The organism is Blautia hansenii DSM 20583, assembly GCF_002222595.2.
Lineage (GTDB): Bacteria > Bacillota > Clostridia > Lachnospirales > Lachnospiraceae > Blautia > Blautia hansenii.
The window spans coordinates 2,049,635-2,065,940 of record NZ_CP022413.2 but is presented as its reverse complement, the minus strand read 5'-3'; the positions used below and the strand labels follow the sequence as shown (position 1 = coordinate 2,065,940).

The 16,306-nt window shown below is 39.0% G+C and carries 14 protein-coding genes; all 14 read left to right on the top strand.

All coding sequences use genetic code 11. The annotated features are described in order from the left end of the window. Positions 1–111: 111 nt before the first annotated feature. The 14 genes from CGC63_RS10495 to CGC63_RS10430 all read left to right on the top strand — a co-directional run bounded on the left by CGC63_RS10495 (position 112) and on the right by CGC63_RS10430 (position 16,289). Positions 112–1,593, top strand: coding sequence for a L,D-transpeptidase family protein (locus CGC63_RS10495; RefSeq protein WP_003019990.1), 1,482 nt, complete (start codon positions 112–114; stop codon positions 1,591–1,593). A 136-nt stretch (positions 1,594–1,729) separates the two neighbouring features. Continuing rightward, positions 1,730–2,599 carry a transporter substrate-binding domain-containing protein gene (locus CGC63_RS10490; RefSeq protein ID WP_003019992.1) on the top strand — a complete coding sequence of 290 codons (870 nt, stop codon included), beginning with the start codon at positions 1,730–1,732 and terminating at the stop codon, positions 2,597–2,599. 16 nt (positions 2,600–2,615) lie between these two features. Then, positions 2,616–3,326, top strand: a complete 711-nt coding sequence (locus tag CGC63_RS10485) for an amino acid ABC transporter permease (protein ID WP_003019995.1) — start codon at positions 2,616–2,618, stop codon at positions 3,324–3,326. Beyond that, positions 3,310–4,137, top strand: a complete 828-nt coding sequence (locus CGC63_RS10480; RefSeq protein WP_003019997.1) for an amino acid ABC transporter ATP-binding protein — start codon at positions 3,310–3,312, stop codon at positions 4,135–4,137. The genes CGC63_RS10485 and CGC63_RS10480 overlap by 17 nt, the downstream gene beginning before the upstream one ends. Before the next feature lie 116 nt (positions 4,138–4,253). Beyond that, complete coding sequence (gpmI, locus tag CGC63_RS10475; protein WP_009246311.1) at positions 4,254–5,795, top strand: 2,3-bisphosphoglycerate-independent phosphoglycerate mutase; 1,542 nt, start codon at positions 4,254–4,256, stop codon at positions 5,793–5,795. A 135-nt stretch (positions 5,796–5,930) separates the two neighbouring features. Then, on the top strand, positions 5,931–7,253 hold the full coding sequence (eno, locus tag CGC63_RS10470) for a phosphopyruvate hydratase (protein ID WP_040351091.1): 1,323 nt from the start codon (positions 5,931–5,933) through the stop codon (positions 7,251–7,253). 55 nt (positions 7,254–7,308) lie between these two features. After that, complete coding sequence (secG, locus tag CGC63_RS10465; protein WP_003020001.1) at positions 7,309–7,545, top strand: preprotein translocase subunit SecG; 237 nt, start codon at positions 7,309–7,311, stop codon at positions 7,543–7,545. Between the two features lie 51 nt (positions 7,546–7,596). Continuing rightward, positions 7,597–9,789, top strand: a complete 2,193-nt coding sequence (gene rnr, locus CGC63_RS10460; protein WP_003020003.1) for a ribonuclease R — start codon at positions 7,597–7,599, stop codon at positions 9,787–9,789. A gap of 5 nt (positions 9,790–9,794) precedes the next feature. Beyond that, positions 9,795–10,265 (top strand): SsrA-binding protein SmpB, encoded by a 471-nt coding sequence (gene smpB / locus CGC63_RS10455; RefSeq protein ID WP_003020005.1) that lies wholly within the window; start codon positions 9,795–9,797, stop codon positions 10,263–10,265. A gap of 16 nt (positions 10,266–10,281) precedes the next feature. Further along, entirely contained in the window at positions 10,282–11,949 is a 1,668-nt protein-coding gene (locus tag CGC63_RS10450; RefSeq protein WP_003020007.1) for a M3 family oligoendopeptidase, read from the top strand. 342 nt (positions 11,950–12,291) lie between these two features. Then, positions 12,292–13,203 carry an ABC transporter permease gene (locus tag CGC63_RS10445; protein WP_003020009.1) on the top strand — a complete coding sequence of 304 codons (912 nt, stop codon included), beginning with the start codon at positions 12,292–12,294 and terminating at the stop codon, positions 13,201–13,203. A gap of 15 nt (positions 13,204–13,218) precedes the next feature. After that, positions 13,219–14,301, top strand: coding sequence for an ABC transporter permease (locus tag CGC63_RS10440; protein WP_003020011.1), 1,083 nt, complete (start codon positions 13,219–13,221; stop codon positions 14,299–14,301). 7 nt (positions 14,302–14,308) lie between these two features. Further along, positions 14,309–15,316: an ABC transporter ATP-binding protein gene (locus CGC63_RS10435; RefSeq protein ID WP_003020013.1), complete on the top strand. Its 1,008-nt coding sequence runs from the start codon at positions 14,309–14,311 to the stop codon at positions 15,314–15,316. After that, a complete protein-coding gene (locus tag CGC63_RS10430) occupies positions 15,309–16,289 on the top strand; it encodes an ABC transporter ATP-binding protein (protein ID WP_003020015.1) in 981 nt (326 codons plus the stop codon). The genes CGC63_RS10435 and CGC63_RS10430 overlap by 8 nt, the downstream gene beginning before the upstream one ends. Positions 16,290–16,306 lie beyond the last annotated feature (17 nt).

Here is a 16,306-nt window from a genome sequence, read left to right as displayed (position 1 = left end):
ATGACAATTTCAAGAGGGGGGATAAAAAGCTTTTATTTTGTCTATTTTTGGAGTAAAATGAAAATGCGTAAAACTTAACAAGAGATAGTTTGAGAAAAGGAAGTCTATTTGATGAGTAATAAGAAAAATAGTAAGCAGAGATTAAAGGAGCTAAAGAAGGCAGACCAGAAAATAAAAAGAGAACGAGGAGGAAAAAGCAGGAAAAAGTCAGGGAAAGTTCTTGTAGGCATTGCCGGAGGAAGTGCAGCATGTCTTTTGGTAGGATATGTGTCACTGGCTGTTTATTATCATGATAGATTTTATCCGGGAACAGTGATTAACGATAATTCTTTTGGAGGAAAGAAAGTAGAAGATGTCAAAGAAATTCTGAAAAAGAGCTCGAAAGATTATGTTCTGACAATTAAAGAAAAAGAGGATAAAACAGAACTTATCAACGGTGAAGCAATTAAGCTTCAGTATAAGGATGACAGGGAATTGAATGAAGTAAAAGAAAAACAAAATTCATGGCTGTGGCCGATACAGATTTTTCAAGATAAGGCATATACGGTCTCCATGGAACATTCTTATGATGAAGCCAGTTTTACTCAGGCGGTCAATCAACTGGCGTGTATGCAGGATGCAAATATGACACCGCCACAGGATGCAAGGTTGGAAGATGACGGTACGGCTTATCAGATTGTACCGGAAGTAGAAGGAACTGCTCTGGATAAAGAAAAAACCACAGAAGTAATTAAAAAGGCAGTGGATGAGAGAAGAACAGAAGTTTCTTTGACAGATGAGGACTGTTATTTAAAACCTGCTGTATTGCAAAATGATGAAGAACTGGCAAAAGAAGCAGAGAAATTAAATAAAATTACAGCAACGCAGATTACAGTAAATTTCGGAAACGGAACAGAGACAGTTACAAGAGATATGCTGAAATCATGGCTGGTAAAAGGAGAAGACGGAACGTATACGTTTGATGTCAATCTGGTAAAGCCGGTAGTTATCGGTTGGTCTGAAAAATACAATACTTATGGGAAACCACGTGATTTTAAGACCTCAGGAGGCGGAACCGTACGTTTGACCACCGGCGATTATGGCTGGAGAGTATGGCAGGACAAAACAACAGATGCTTTAATTGCTGCATTAAATGCAGGACAAAGCGGTGAGCTTGAACCGACTTGGCTGTATAAAGGACAGACACATGAGGGAAATGATATTAATGGTACATACGTGGAAATATCCATTGATCAGCAGCGGATGTGGTTTTATAAAAACGGAACCTGTCTGGTAGACACTCCGGTTGTTACGGGAAATCCAAATAAAGGACACGGCACTCCAAAAGGCGGTGTATGGAGATTAAAAGATAAAGCCAGTCCCTTTACTTTGGTAGGAAAAAAACCGGACGGCAGCATTGATTATGAAGAACCGGTGAACTACTGGATGCCTTTTAACGGCGGTGTAGGAATTCACGATTTGACAAAGAGAAGCAGCTTTGGCGGAGATATTTATTTGACAAACGGTTCACATGGATGTATCAATACACCTCTTGATAATGTACGAACCATTTATGAGAATATTGAGGTGAATACACCGATTGTAGTGTATTGATATACAGTAAGAATGAATAAATATATAAAAAAGTGAAAAAAGGACTTGCCAAATGAGGAAAGAGCTGTTATAATCCTTTAACAGATGAATAAATATACAAAATATACATAAGAAATGAATAAAGGAGAGAATAGATATGAAGAAAAAATTATTGGCAGCAGTATTAGCAGCATTGATGGCAATGTCCATGACAGCTTGTGGAAGTGACAAAGAAGAGGGCGGAAAAAGCGAAGGCAAAAAAACAGCAAAGATTATTGATGTAGACTTGACAGATGAAGAATATGCTTTCGGTGTTGATAAGAAACAGCCGGAATTATTAGAGCAGGTAAATACTTTTATTGCAAAAATCAAAGAAGACGGAACTTTAGATGAAATCTGTGAAAAATATTTCTCAGAGGGAGAACCGACAGCAGTAAAATCTGCAAAACTGGATACATCCAAAGACCAGTTGGTTGTTGCTACAAATGCGGCATTTGAACCATTTGAATTTACAAAGGGCGATGAGTATTACGGGATTGATATGGAAATCGCATCCCTCCTTGCAGAGGAATTAAATCAGGAGCTGGTAATTCAGAACATGGACTTTGACGCTGTTTGTTTATCCGTAGGACAGTCAAAATGTGATGTTGCAATGGCTGGTCTGACTGTAAACGAAGAAAGAGCAGAACAGGTAGCGTTTACCGATACTTATTATGAAGCTTCTCAGCGTTTAATTGTATCCAGTGATAATACAGCTTTTGATGACTGTAAAGAAGCAGCAGACGTAGAAAAGCTTTTAAATGAATTAAAAGAGTCTGACAGCATCGGCGTACAGGCAGGAACAACAGGTCAGTATTACATCGAAGGTGATGAAGAATGGGGATTCCCGGGACTTCCTGCAAAATGCGTTACTTACAAAAACAGTTCTCTAGCAGTACAGGATTTAATTAACGGAAATATTGATTATGTAATGGTAGATGCTGCTCCTGCAAAATGTATCACGGAAGCAATCAATGAAATGCAGTAAGTGAAAAGGTGAAAAAATGGGTAACTTTGAACAGAAAATAAATAAGTTTATGGAAATTTTTCTGGAGCAGAACGGTTATGTGAAGGTTATAGAAGGTCTGCAAAATACTTTAATGATTGCCATTGTCGGCTTAATCGTGGGTATTTTAATCGGTACTTTGATTGCAACAGTCCGAGTTCTTCCAAAATATAAACGTCTGCCTCGGATTTTAAATGGAATTTGCAGCTTTTATGTGGCATTATTCCGTGGAACGCCAATGGTAGTACAGCTTTTGGTTTTCTACTATGTACTTCTTCCGATTATGGGAATCCGTACTTCCGGAGAAGTTGTTGCTATGGCTGTATTCGGCTTGAACAGCGGCGCATATATTTCAGAAATTATGCGAAGTGGAATTCAGTCTGTGGACGCCGGACAGTTAGAAGCCGGAAGAGCAGTGGGCTTGAGCTTTAGCGTAAGTATGGTAAAAATTGTAATTCCACAGGCAGTGAAGAACATTCTGCCTACCTTGGGAAATGAATTTATTTCCTTAATTAAAGAAACTTCAATCGTAAGTTTTGTCGGTGCTGCTGACTTATATGTGGCATTTAGTTATATCGGAAGCAACAGCTATGAATTTATGGTACCGTATCTGGTAATGGCATTGATTTACATTGTTCTGGTACTGATTATTTCTCTGCTGGTGAAATTATTAGAAAGGAGCCTGAAAAAGAGTGATAGACGTAATTAATTTGAAAAAAGATTTTAATCATGTTCAGGTTTTAAAGGATATCAACGTCACAGTAAATAAAGGTGACATTATGGTTGTCCTTGGACCATCAGGTTCCGGAAAAAGTACGTTTTTAAGATGTTTAAACTGTATGGAAGACCCGACCGGAGGAAGCATTATTTTTAACGGTGTGGATATTGCGGACATGAAAGTAGATATCAATATCCATCGCCGCCACATGGGAATGGTTTTTCAGCATTTTAATCTTTTTAATAATAAGACGGTTATTCAAAATATTATGATGGCGCCGGTACATGTAAAATGTCAGGAATTGAGCCAGACAAAGAGAAGGAATTTTGTGACAAAGGTGAAGAATGTCTTTTCCTCGCAGAAGAAAGAGCTTCTTCCGATTACTACTACAAAAGCACAAATTCGTGATGAGGCAAAGGTACAGGCTCTTGATTTGTTAAAAAGAATTGGGCTTGAGGATAAAGCAGACGTTTATCCCTCTACTTTATCAGGAGGCCAAAAGCAGAGGGTTGCCATTGTGCGTTCTCTGGCAATGAACCCGGATGTTATTCTTTTTGATGAGCCTACCAGTGCGCTTGACCCTGAAATGGTAGGAGAAGTTTTGGATTTAATGAAGGCTCTGGCAAAAGAAGGTATGACCATGATTATTGTTACCCATGAAATGGGATTTGCAAAAGAGGTTGCCAACCGAATTTTATTTATGGATGAAGGAAGAATTTTAGAGGACAGCACACCAAAAGAATTTTTCGAAAATCCAAAGACACCGAGAGCAAAAGAATTTTTGTCTAAGGTTTTGTCTTAGAAAATTATAGAAAAAAGCATTTACCGATTTCCTATTTCGTGATAGAATACCTTTGGTAACAACATGAAATGAGAAATCGGTATTTCTATTATATAGATATAGAAGGGAGAAAAATTATGAGTAAAAAACCAACCGTGTTAATGATCCTTGACGGATACGGATTAAATGACAAATGTGAGGCAAATGCAGTATGCGAAGGGAAAACTCCTGTAATGGATATGTTAAAGGAGCAGTATCCTTTTGTAAAAGGAAATGCCAGCGGTATGGCAGTAGGACTTCCTGACGGACAGATGGGTAATTCTGAGGTAGGTCACTTAAATATGGGTGCAGGCCGCATTGTTTATCAGGAGCTTACAAGAATTACAAAAGAAATCGAAGACGGAGATTTCTTCAAAAACGAAGCTTTATTAAAAGCAGTAAAAAATGCAAAAGAAAATGACTCAGCGCTGCATTTATTCGGATTATTATCTGACGGTGGTGTGCATAGTCATTTAACTCATGTATTCGGTCTTTTAGAATTAGCGAAAAAAGAAGGACTTTCCAAAGTATTTGTACATTGTTTCTTAGACGGTAGAGATACACCTCCTGCAAGTGGTAAAGGATATGTGGAACAGCTTTGCGATAAGATGAAAGAACTGGGTGTAGGTCAGGTTGCCTCTGTTATGGGACGTTATTATGCAATGGACAGAGATAATCGCTGGGACCGTGTAGAACTGGCATTCAATGCAATGACAAAAGGGGAAGGTGTACAGGCCGAGTGTCCGGCAGCAGCCGTAGAAGCATCCTATAAAGAAGAAAAAACAGATGAATTCGTAATGCCGACTGTAATTGTAAAAGACGGTAAACCGGTAGGAACTATTCAGGATAAAGACTCTGTAATCTTCTTCAACTTCCGTCCTGACAGAGCAAGAGAGCTTACAAGAGCTTTCTGTGATGATGAGTTTACAGGATTTGCAAGAGAAAAGAGATTAGATTTAACCTTTGTATGCTTTACAGAATATGACCCGACTATCCCCAATAAAGAAGTTGCTTTCCATAAAGTGGCAATCACCAATACATTCGGTGAATTTTTGGCTGCAAACGGCAAAAAACAGGCACGTATTGCAGAGACAGAGAAATATGCGCATGTTACTTTCTTCTTCAACGGCGGTGTGGAAGAACCAAACGAAGGAGAAGACAGAATTCTGGTGAAATCTCCGAAGGTTGCTACTTACGATTTAAAACCGGAAATGAGCGCTTACGAAGTATGCGACAAACTGGTAGAGGCAATCAAATCTGAAAAATATGATGTAATTATCATTAACTTCGCAAATCCGGATATGGTTGGACATACAGGTGTAGAAGCAGCTGCAATTAAAGCCATTGAAGCAGTAGATGAATGTGTAGGAAAAACAGTGGATGCAATCAAAGAGGTTGGCGGACAGATGTTTATCTGTGCAGATCACGGAAACGCAGAGCAGTTAGTAGACTACGAAACAGGAGCTCCGTTTACAGCGCATACTACAAATCCTGTTCCGTTCATTTTAGTAAATGCAGACCCATCCTATGATTTAAGAGAAGGCGGATGCCTTGCAGATATTGCACCAACTCTGATTGAGTTAATGGGTATGGAACAGCCAAAAGAAATGACAGGAAAATCTTTATTGATTAAAAAATAAAAATTTTTAAAGAGACTGCCCAAAAGGCAGTTTCTTTTATTGTGCAAAATTGCCCTGTGCAAAGAAATATCTTTGTATGAAAAATCGGTGAATGCGAATACTAATACTGGAAATGAAAAAACAGGAGGTTGTACCATGAATCGTTATTTACCGATTAGACAGGTTTACGCCAGAGAAGTGCTGGACTCCAGAGGCAATCCGACAGTGGAGACAGAAGTGACGGTAGGAGAAGGGATTGTGGGGAAAGACGGATATACAGGGAAATCCATTGTTCCATCAGGCGCCTCCACAGGAAAATACGAGGCTTTAGAGCTGAGAGATAAAGAAAATCGTTACTGCGGTCAGGGCGTTTTAAAAGCAGTAGAGAACGTGAACGATAAATTGGCAGAGTGTATTTTAGGAGAAAACGTTTTAAATCAAAGGCATATTGATACCTTGCTGAAAAGAGAGGATGGAACGGAAAATAAAGAGAAAATGGGTGCAAATGCCATTTTAGGAGTATCTTTGGCAGCGGCTGACGTAGCGGCAAAGGCGCTTCGTATTCCTTTGTATCAATATCTGGGAGGTTGTCAGGCGCATTGTATGCCTGTTCCCATGATGAATATTTTAAACGGCGGGAAACACGCAGATAATACCGTGGATTTTCAGGAATTTATGATTATGCCCGTAGGCGCATGCTGTTTTAAGGAAGGGCTTCGCATGTGTGCGGAAGTATATCATAAGCTGAAAGAAATTTTAAAGTCAGAAGGCTTGTCGGCAGCGGTAGGTGATGAAGGCGGATTTGCACCGGACTTAAAAGGAGCGGAAGAAGCATTGGAGTATATGGTAAGGGCAGTGAAGGAAGCGGGATTTATACCGGGAAAAGAAATTTCTTTTGCTCTTGATGTGGCAGCAAGCGAGCTCTATGAAGACGGTATGTATTATTTTCCGGGACAGAGCTTTATGCGAGGCGAAAAAGTGAGAAAAAGTGCAGAGGAAATGATTGATTATTATGAGCAGCTTTTAGAAAAATTCCCCATTGTTTCCATTGAAGACGGACTTTGTGAAGAGGACTGGGAAGGCTGGGTGAAAATGACACAGCGACTGGGAGATAAGGTACAGCTGGTAGGAGATGATTTGTTTGTTACAAATACAAAACGTCTTCAAAAAGGAATTGAAATGGGTGCAGGAAACGCCATTTTAATTAAGGTAAATCAAATCGGAAGTCTGTCAGAGGCTATGGAGGCAGTGGAGATGGCGCATAAGGCAGGATATTGTGCCATTATTTCTCATCGCTCAGGAGAAAGTGAGGACACCTTTATTGCTGATTTGGCAGTTGCAACGGGAACCGGACAGATAAAGACAGGAGCGCCGTGCAGGGCAGAAAGAACAGCAAAATATAATCGGCTTCTGGAAATTGAAGATGATTTAGGCAAAGAAGCACAGTACAGAAATCCATTTATGAAAAATAATAGTTGAAATTGCAAAGTTCCTGTGTTACACTTGTAGTGCTTAGCAATTAGGAGGTGTAACGATGGAATATTTAAGAATTGCTTTAACTGTGCTTTTCATTATAGATTGTATTGCATTATCTGTAATCATTCTGATGCAGGAGGGAAAATCTCAGGGACTTGGAAGTCTTTCCGGTATGTCTGAGACTTACTGGGGAAAAAATAAAGGACGCTCCATGGAAGGTACTTTAGTAAAAGTAACAAGAATTCTTGGTGTATTGTTCTTTGTGTTAGCTTTAGTATTGAATTTGAAATTTTAATCATGACACTCTTGCATTGCAAGGGTGTCATCTTTTTTGAGGATAAAAACATTGAAAAAAAATCAACAAATTAAAAAAAGAAAAAAAATCGTATATGAAATTATGTGCTGCAAGGAATACCAGCCAATGCGTGCAAAAGAATTGGCAGTACTCCTTCAAATCCCCGCAGGAAAGAGGGAGGAGCTTCATAAAATTTTAGATATGCTTCTGGAAGAAGGAAAAATCAGTATCAATAAAAGAGGCAGATATGAAGCGGTGAGAAGCAGTGCGGCAAAAAAAGAAGCTGAAAAAAAATCTGTAAAAGCAGAGAGAAAAAAAGGTCAGTATTATACAGGAACCTTTATCAGCCATCCAAGAGGCTTTGGATTTTTAGAAATTCCGGAAGCGGAAGAAGATATCTTTATTCCAGAGGAGAGTATAGGAACAGCCCTTCACGGAGATACGGTGCAGATTGTAGTGAAAAAAGACGGCAAAGACGGAAAAAGATGTGAGGGAGAAGTTGTTAAGGTGCTGGAAAGGGGCACAAGGGAAGTTGTAGGGACGTATCAGCAATGTGACGGCTTTGGATTTGTCGTGACAGATAATCAGCGTTTCTTAAAAGATGTGTTTATTCCGGCAGGAAAATCACTGACAGCAGAGGACGGAGATAAAGTTCTTGCGGAAATTAAAGACCATGGAAATAAAAGACGCTCTCCGGAAGGGAAAATTATTGAAATTCTGGGAAAACCGGGAGAATGCGGCGTAGATGTTCTGTGTGTGGCGAAAAGTTATGAGCTGCCTATGGAATTTCCTGAAAAAGTAGCAAAACAGGCAGAGCGTATAAAAGAAACTTTAAATGAAGGGGATTTTTACGGTCGAGAAGATTTAAGGGATGTTGTCATGGTAACCATAGACGGAGAAGATGCAAAGGATTTGGATGATGCCGTATCCCTTACAAAAGAGGAGGATTTGTATCATTTAGGCGTACACATTGCAGATGTGAGCAATTATGTTCAGTACAACAGCGCTTTAGATAAAGAAGCCTTAAAAAGAGGAACAAGCGTATATTTGGCAGACCGAGTTATTCCCATGCTTCCCAAAAAGCTTTCCAACGGAATTTGTTCCTTAAATGCAGGGGAAGACAGACTGGCGCTTAGTTGTCTGATGGATATTGATAAAAAGGGAAGAGTGGTTTCTCATCGTATTGTGGAGAGCGTTATTCATGTAAAAGAAAGAATGAGCTATACAAATGTAAAGAAAATTCTTTTGCAGGAAGATGAAGAGCTTGAAAAACGCTATGAAGAGCTGCTGCCGATGTTTTTCCAGATGAAAGAGCTGTCAGAGCTTCTTCGAAACAGAAGAAAGAAAAGAGGAGCTATTGATTTTGACTTTCCGGAGAGCAAGCTGGTTTTAGATGAGAAGGGAAAAGTGGTTGATATTTATCCTTACGAACAGAATATTGCTACCCGCCTGATTGAGGATTTCATGCTGGCTGCCAACGAAACCGTGGCAGAGGAATATTGTATGCTGGGATTGCCTTTTGTATACAGAACCCATGAGAATCCGGATATGGAAAAAATGGAGACGGTTCTGGAGATGGTTCATCAGGCAGGCATAAAAGTAAAAAAAGGAAAGGAAACCATTTCTCCCAAGGAAGTTCAGAAGATTTTAAAAGAGCTGGAAGGAATGGAATGTGAGCCTTTCTTTGCAAGATTGATTTTGCGTTCTATGAAACAGGCAAAATATACCGTAGAGGATACTGGACATTTTGGTTTAGCTGCAAAATATTATTGTCATTTTACATCGCCAATTCGCCGTTATCCGGATTTACAGATACACAGAATTATTAAAGAAACTCTCCGTGGCAAAATGACAGAGGCGAAAATTCAGCATTACAGAGGAATTTTGGAAGAAGTAGCCAGACAGTCCAGCGCCATGGAAAGAAGGGCAGAAGAAGTAGAACGGGAAACAATTAAAATGAAGAAGGCAGAATATATGAAACAACATATAGGAGAAGCCTTTGAAGGAACTGTTTCAGGAGTGACGGAATGGGGATTTTATGTGGAACTGGATAATACAGTGGAAGGTCTGGTACATGTAAACAGTCTCACAGATGATTACTATAGCTTTGATAAAGACAGATATTGTCTTGTAGGCGATATGACAGGCAGAACTTATACGATGGGGCAAAGAGTAAAGGTCTGGGTGGAAAATGCAGATGAGAATACAAAGACAGTGGATTTTAAAATAGAAAGGATGGGGTAGAAAAAATGGCAAAAAAATCAGAAAATCGCCTGATTGCAAATAATAAAAAAGCCTATCATGATTATTTTATTGAAGATACTTATGAAGCAGGAATTGCTTTAGCCGGTACAGAGGTAAAATCCCTTCGTATGGGCAAATGCAGCATTAAAGAGTCCTTTATTCAGATTGACAAGGGTGAGGTTTTTATTTTTGGTATGCATATCAGTCCTTATGAAAAAGGAAATATTTTCAATAAAGACCCTTTGCGTGTAAGAAAGCTTTTGCTTCATTCTTACGAGATACGAAAAATTGAGGGGAAAATAAGAGAAAAAGGATATACGCTGGTACCTTTAAAAGTATATTTTAAAGGCAGTCTTGTAAAGGTGGAAATAGGCGTGGCAAAAGGAAAGAAATTATATGACAAACGTCAGGATATTGCCAAGAAAGACCAGAGAAGGGAAACAGAGAGAGAATTTAAAGTGAAAAATCTATATTAAATGGGAGGAAAACAGGATGAAATTTAAGGATATGCCTTATGAAAGAATTGATTTTGCGAAGGCAAAAGCAGAACTTTCAGAAATTATGGAAAAATCCAAAGCGGCAAAAAGTGGAGAAGAACAGTTTGAAATTCATAAAGAATTTTATCAGTTAAATGATAAAATTCAGACGCAGGTAACACTTTGTTCTATTCGTCATACCATTGATACTACGGATGAATTTTATGAAAAAGAACAGAATTATTACGATGAACAAATTCCTGAATATTCTAATATGTGTGTAGAATATCAGAAAATCTTGTTCCATTCTCCATATAAACAGGTATTAGAAGAAAAGATTGGACAGGTAGCTTTTAAAAATATGGAGATTGCCATGAAGTCTGTGTCAGAAGAAATTATTCCTCTTATGCAAGAAGAAAATACACTGGTAACAGAGTATGAAAAACTTCTGGCAAGTGCTCAGATACCCTGGGGAGAGGAAACATTAAATCTTTCACTTTTGACACCGTATTTAAAGCATAAAGATGCAAAAATAAGACGGGAAGCACAGGAAAAACAGAATGAATTCTTTTTAAGTATTCAGGACAAATTAGATGAGCTTTATGATAAGCTGGTAAAAAACCGTACTTTACAGGCGAAAAAGCTGGGATTTGAAACTTATACACCTCTGGGTTATCTGCGTATGCAGCGAAACTGCTATGGGCGAGAGGAAATCGAGAATTTAAGACGTCAGGTAAAAGAAGTTTGGGTTCCTTTTGCAGAAAGTATTTTTGAGAAAAGAAAAGAACGTCTGGGCTTATCTGAACTTTCCTATACAGATGAAGTAGTATACAGCCCAAAAGGAAATCCACAGCCGGAAGGAACACCGGAAGAAATCCTGCAGGCAGGACAGCAGATGTATGAGGAGCTTTCTTCTGAAACAAAAGAATTTTTTGATTTTATGATGGATAATGAACTGTTAGATGTGTTTGGAAGAAAAACAAAAGCAGTAGGCGGATATATGACTTATATTCCGGATTATAAATCACCATTTATTTTTGCTAATTTCAATGGAACAAGCGGTGATGTAGATGTTATGACACATGAGTGTGGTCATGCTTTTCAGGGATATCTGGCAGCAGCAGATCCTATTCGTGAACACGCAGATATCGGAATGGAAACCGCAGAAATTCATTCTATGTCTATGGAATTTTTTACTGAGCCGTGGTATCCTTTGTTTTTTGGAAAAGAAACCGCACAGGAATATACAGATATGCACTTAGAGGACGCTGTGATTTTTGTTCCTTACGGCTGCATGGTTGACGAATTCCAGCATATAATATACGACAATCCAAATCTGACACCAAAGGAGAGAAAGCAGGTGTGGAAGGATTTGGAGAGGGATTACAAGCCGCATCTGTTCTATGATGGGCTGGAATTCTTTGAAAACGGCTGCTTTTGGCAGAAGCAGCATCATATTTACAGTTTTCCGCTGTATTATATCGATTATGTAATTGCGCAGCTCTGCGCTTTTGAATATAAAATCTGGATGGATAAGGACAGAAAGGCTGCATGGCAGAGTTATTTGAAATTATGCAGAATGTCTGCGGCTAAGTTCCACACAGAGCTTTTAGAGGAGGCAGGACTGGAAACTCCGTTTAAAAATGGAGTACTTGCGAAAATTGTAGAGAATTTAAAGAAATGATAAAAAACGTAAGAGAAAAAGTGCTTTTTTGTAAGCACTTTTTCTGTTTAAAAGCAATAGAAAAGTTTTTAAAATTAAACGAATTCTATAAAAAATAAACAAAATATAAACAAATGTGAATTTTCATGCAAAATTTGTGAGAAAAAAGATTGACGAATTCAATCGAAGACTATATAATAGCTAGTATACGTAAATTCAGTTGATTAAAGTGCTAGTGTAAATGAAATCTAATGTATAGACATTGGATTATTATTTTACGCCGAATGTCTTTCCTATAAAGACAGATGTATGAGAAGACCTGAAGTTACAAGAAGAAATATAAAGGAAAAGGAGTAAGTTGTAATGGCAAAATATGTTGTTAAACGAATTTTACTTGCAATCGCAACAATCTTTATTGTATGCGTAATCACATTTTTTGCAATGAATGCAATTCCGGGTGGACCGTTTGATGGTGAAAAAGCAACGACACCAGAAGTAAAAGCGGCATTAGAAAAGAGATATAACCTTGACAAACCGGTTCCGGAACAGTTTGTAATTTATATGGGAAATGTTTTCCAGGGTGATTTTGGTATCTCTACAAAAACAGGACGTGATATTGGAGAAACAATTTTCACATCTTTTAAGGTTTCAGCGAAGCTGGGAGCTATGGCAGTAGTAACAGCAATTATCTTCGGATTGGTTTTAGGAAGTATTGCTGCGCTTACCAGAAATAAACTTCCTGACAGATTGATTATTTTCTTCTCCACATTGTTTACATCGCTTCCCAGCTTTGTACTCGGTTCCCTCCTGCTTTTGGTATTTTCCATCAAGCTGAAATGGGTTCCTGTATGGAGTCCTGATAATCAGAATTATATTCTTCCGGTAATTGCATTGGCAGCTTACCCTATGGCTTATATCACACGTCTTACAAAGACAAGTATGCTGGATGCAATGGGACAGGACTATGTGCGTACAGCCAGAGCAAAAGGTGTTGCACAGTGGAAGGTGATTTTCAAACATACATTGAGAAATGCTCTTATTCCGGTTGTTACATACGTAGGTCCGATGACAGCAGCAATTCTTACAGGTAGCTTGGTTGTAGAAAAAATCTTTACAATCGGCGGACTTGGCGCAAAATTTGTTGATAGTATTATCAACCGAGATTACCCGCTTATTATGGGTGTAACTATTTTCCTTGCAGTATTGATGGTTACAATGAACTTGATTACAGATATTGTATATAAACTCATTGATCCAAGAATTAAATTAGATTAGGAGGAGACATAAGACATGGAAAATACAAATAAAAATTTGGATCAGATGCCTAAAAAATCTCCTTTTAGCTTTCAGGTAGACCTGAGTAAATTTGAAAAGGCAACAGATGAAGAAAAAAGACAGCAGGAGGTTATGAGCGAGTCCTCCACATTCTTTAAAGACGGTATGCGTAAGCTGATGAAAAACCCATTGGCAGTAGGAAGTGTTATTGTATTGCTTTTAATTATCCTTACTATTGTAATTACACCATACGTTGTACCGTATAAATATTCACAGATTGTTACCGTAAACGGTAAGCGTGACAAAACAGCGGCAAATATGGCTCCGTTCCAGTATTCTGATTTAGAAAAGGAATATATGAAAGAGGGCGGTGAAGTATTCCCTCATATTATGGGTACTGATGAAATGGGTAGAGATTATTTTGTACGTGTTGTATACGGAACAAGAATTTCCCTGTTGGTAGGTGTATTTGCAAGTTGTATCGTTGTGCTAATCGGTGTTATCTACGGAAGTGTCTCCGGATATTTCGGCGGCAAGGTCGACTTGGTCATGATGCGAATAGTGGATATTATCTATTCCCTGCCGGATATGCTGATGATTATTCTGTTATCCGTAGTGCTTCGTGAAACCTTGAACTTGGATGCAATTCCGGCGCTTAGCAAGCTGGGTACAAATATGATTTCTCTGTTTATTGTATTCGGTCTTTTATACTGGACCAGTATGGCTCGTATGGTAAGAGGTCAGATCCTTACAATTAAACAGAATGAATACGTACTTGCTGCAAAAGTAAGTGGCGCAAAACCGGGAAGAATTATCCGCAGACATATTCTTCCAAACTGTGTCAGCGTTATTATTATTTCCGCAGCATTACAAATTCCTTCCGCTATTTTTACAGAGAGCTTCTTAAGCTTCGTAGGTCTGGGTGTTCAGGCGCCAATGCCTTCTCTTGGTTCTCTGGCAAATGCGGCTCGTGCAGGTATTTCAGCGTATCCTTATAAACTGATTTTCCCGGCACTGATGATTGGTCTTATCACTCTTTCCTTTAACCTGATTGGTGACGGTCTGCGTGATGCGTTCGATCCAAAATTAAGGAGGTAATAGAAAAATGAGCGAGACAATCCTTTCAGTAAAAAATCTTTGTACTTCCTTTACAACAGAAAAAGGTGAAGTAATGGCCGTAAACGGCGTTTCCTTTAATCTGGATAAAGGGAAAATCCTTGGTATTGTAGGTGAGTCCGGTTCCGGAAAGAGTGTTACTGCATATTCCATTATGCAAATTCTGGAGAAAAACGGAAGCATCAAACAGGGTGAAGTTTTATTTAAAGGTGAAGATATTACAAAATTTTCAGAAAAACAGATGAGGGCGTTCCGTGGAAAATGTTGTTCCATTATTTTCCAGGATCCTATGACTAGCTTAAATCCAGTTTTTACAATTGGAAACCAGTTAAAAGAAGCCATTGAGTTACATACAGAACGCAAAGGAAAAGAAGCAGAAGCCCGTGCAGTGGAAATGCTTACTTTAGTAGGTGTAAACGAACCGGAGAAACGTATCAAACAGTATCCTTATGAGTTATCCGGCGGTATGCGCCAGAGGGTTATGATTGCTATGGCACTGGCATGTGAACCGGATATCCTGATTGCCGATGAACCGACAACAGCGCTTGACGTTACCATTCAGGCTCAGATTTTGGAGCTGATGCAGAGTCTTCAGAAAAAATTAGGTATGGCTATTATCATGGTTACTCATGACTTAGGTGTTATTGCAGATATGTGCGACGAAATCATTGTTATGTACGGCGGTAGAGTTTGTGAACGTGGTACAGCAGAAGATATCTTTTACAGACCGGCGCATGAATATACAAAAGGTCTGCTTCGCTCCATTCCGAATGTTGACCGTATCGGAGAAAAGCTGGTTCCGGTTCCGGGAACACCGATTAACTTATTAAATATGCCAAAAGGCTGTGCTTTCTGTCCCAGATGTGAAAATGCAATGAAAATTTGTCTTGAGGAACAGGCACCGGAAGTACAGATGCCAGACGGACATTTTGCATCTTGCTGGCTCAGCGTAAAAGAACTTATGGAGAACCAGAAAGGAGCCGGAAGTAATGAGTGATAATTTCGTACCAAATAAAGAGTATCTGGTAGAAGTAAATAATCTGAAACAGTATTTTCCAATCAAAGCAGGGTTTGGTAAAACAATTCCTTTAAAAGCGGTAGACGGCGTATCCTTCGCAATCAAACCGGGAGAAACTCTGGGATTGGTAGGAGAGTCCGGTTGTGGTAAAACAACAGTAGGACGTTCTCTGTTACACTTATATAAACCAACCAGCGGCGATATTTTTTACAATGGTCAGCGTGTAGACGAAAAAAGTATTCAGTCTATGAGAAAGGATATGCAGATGGTTTTTCAGGATCCATATTCTTCCTTAAACCCACGTATGACAGTAGAGGATATTATCGGTGAACCTTTAGACGTACATAAATTATATACTTCTAAGGGAGAAAGACGTGATAAGATTTTACATCTTATGGAATTAGTAGGTCTGAATGCAGAGCATGCAACACGATATGCACATGAGTTTTCCGGCGGTCAGCGTCAGCGTATCGGAATTGCCAGAGCATTGGCTACAAATCCAAAGTTTATTATATGTGATGAGGCGGTCAGCGCTCTTGACGTATCTATTCAGGCACAGGTTATCAACATGTTTGAAGAACTTCAGGATAAGCTGGGAATTGCTTATTTGTTTATCGCCCATGACTTATTGGTTGTACATCATATTTCAGATAGAATTGCAGTTATGTATCTGGGACGTGTGGTTGAAATTGCAGATGCAGATGAATTAAATGCAAGTCCAATTCATCCATATACACAGTCCTTATTAAGCGCAGTACCTTATCCGGATCCAAAGATGGCAAAGGAAAGACAGCGTATTATTCTGGAAGGTGACGTACCAAGTCCTCTGCACATGCCAACAGGCTGTGCGTTCCGTACACGTTGCAAATATGCAACAGAGCAGTGTGCAAAAGAATGTCCGACATTAACTGACAGAGGTAACGGACATCAGGTTGCATGCTGGAATAAATAGTGATACAACATTCCGTT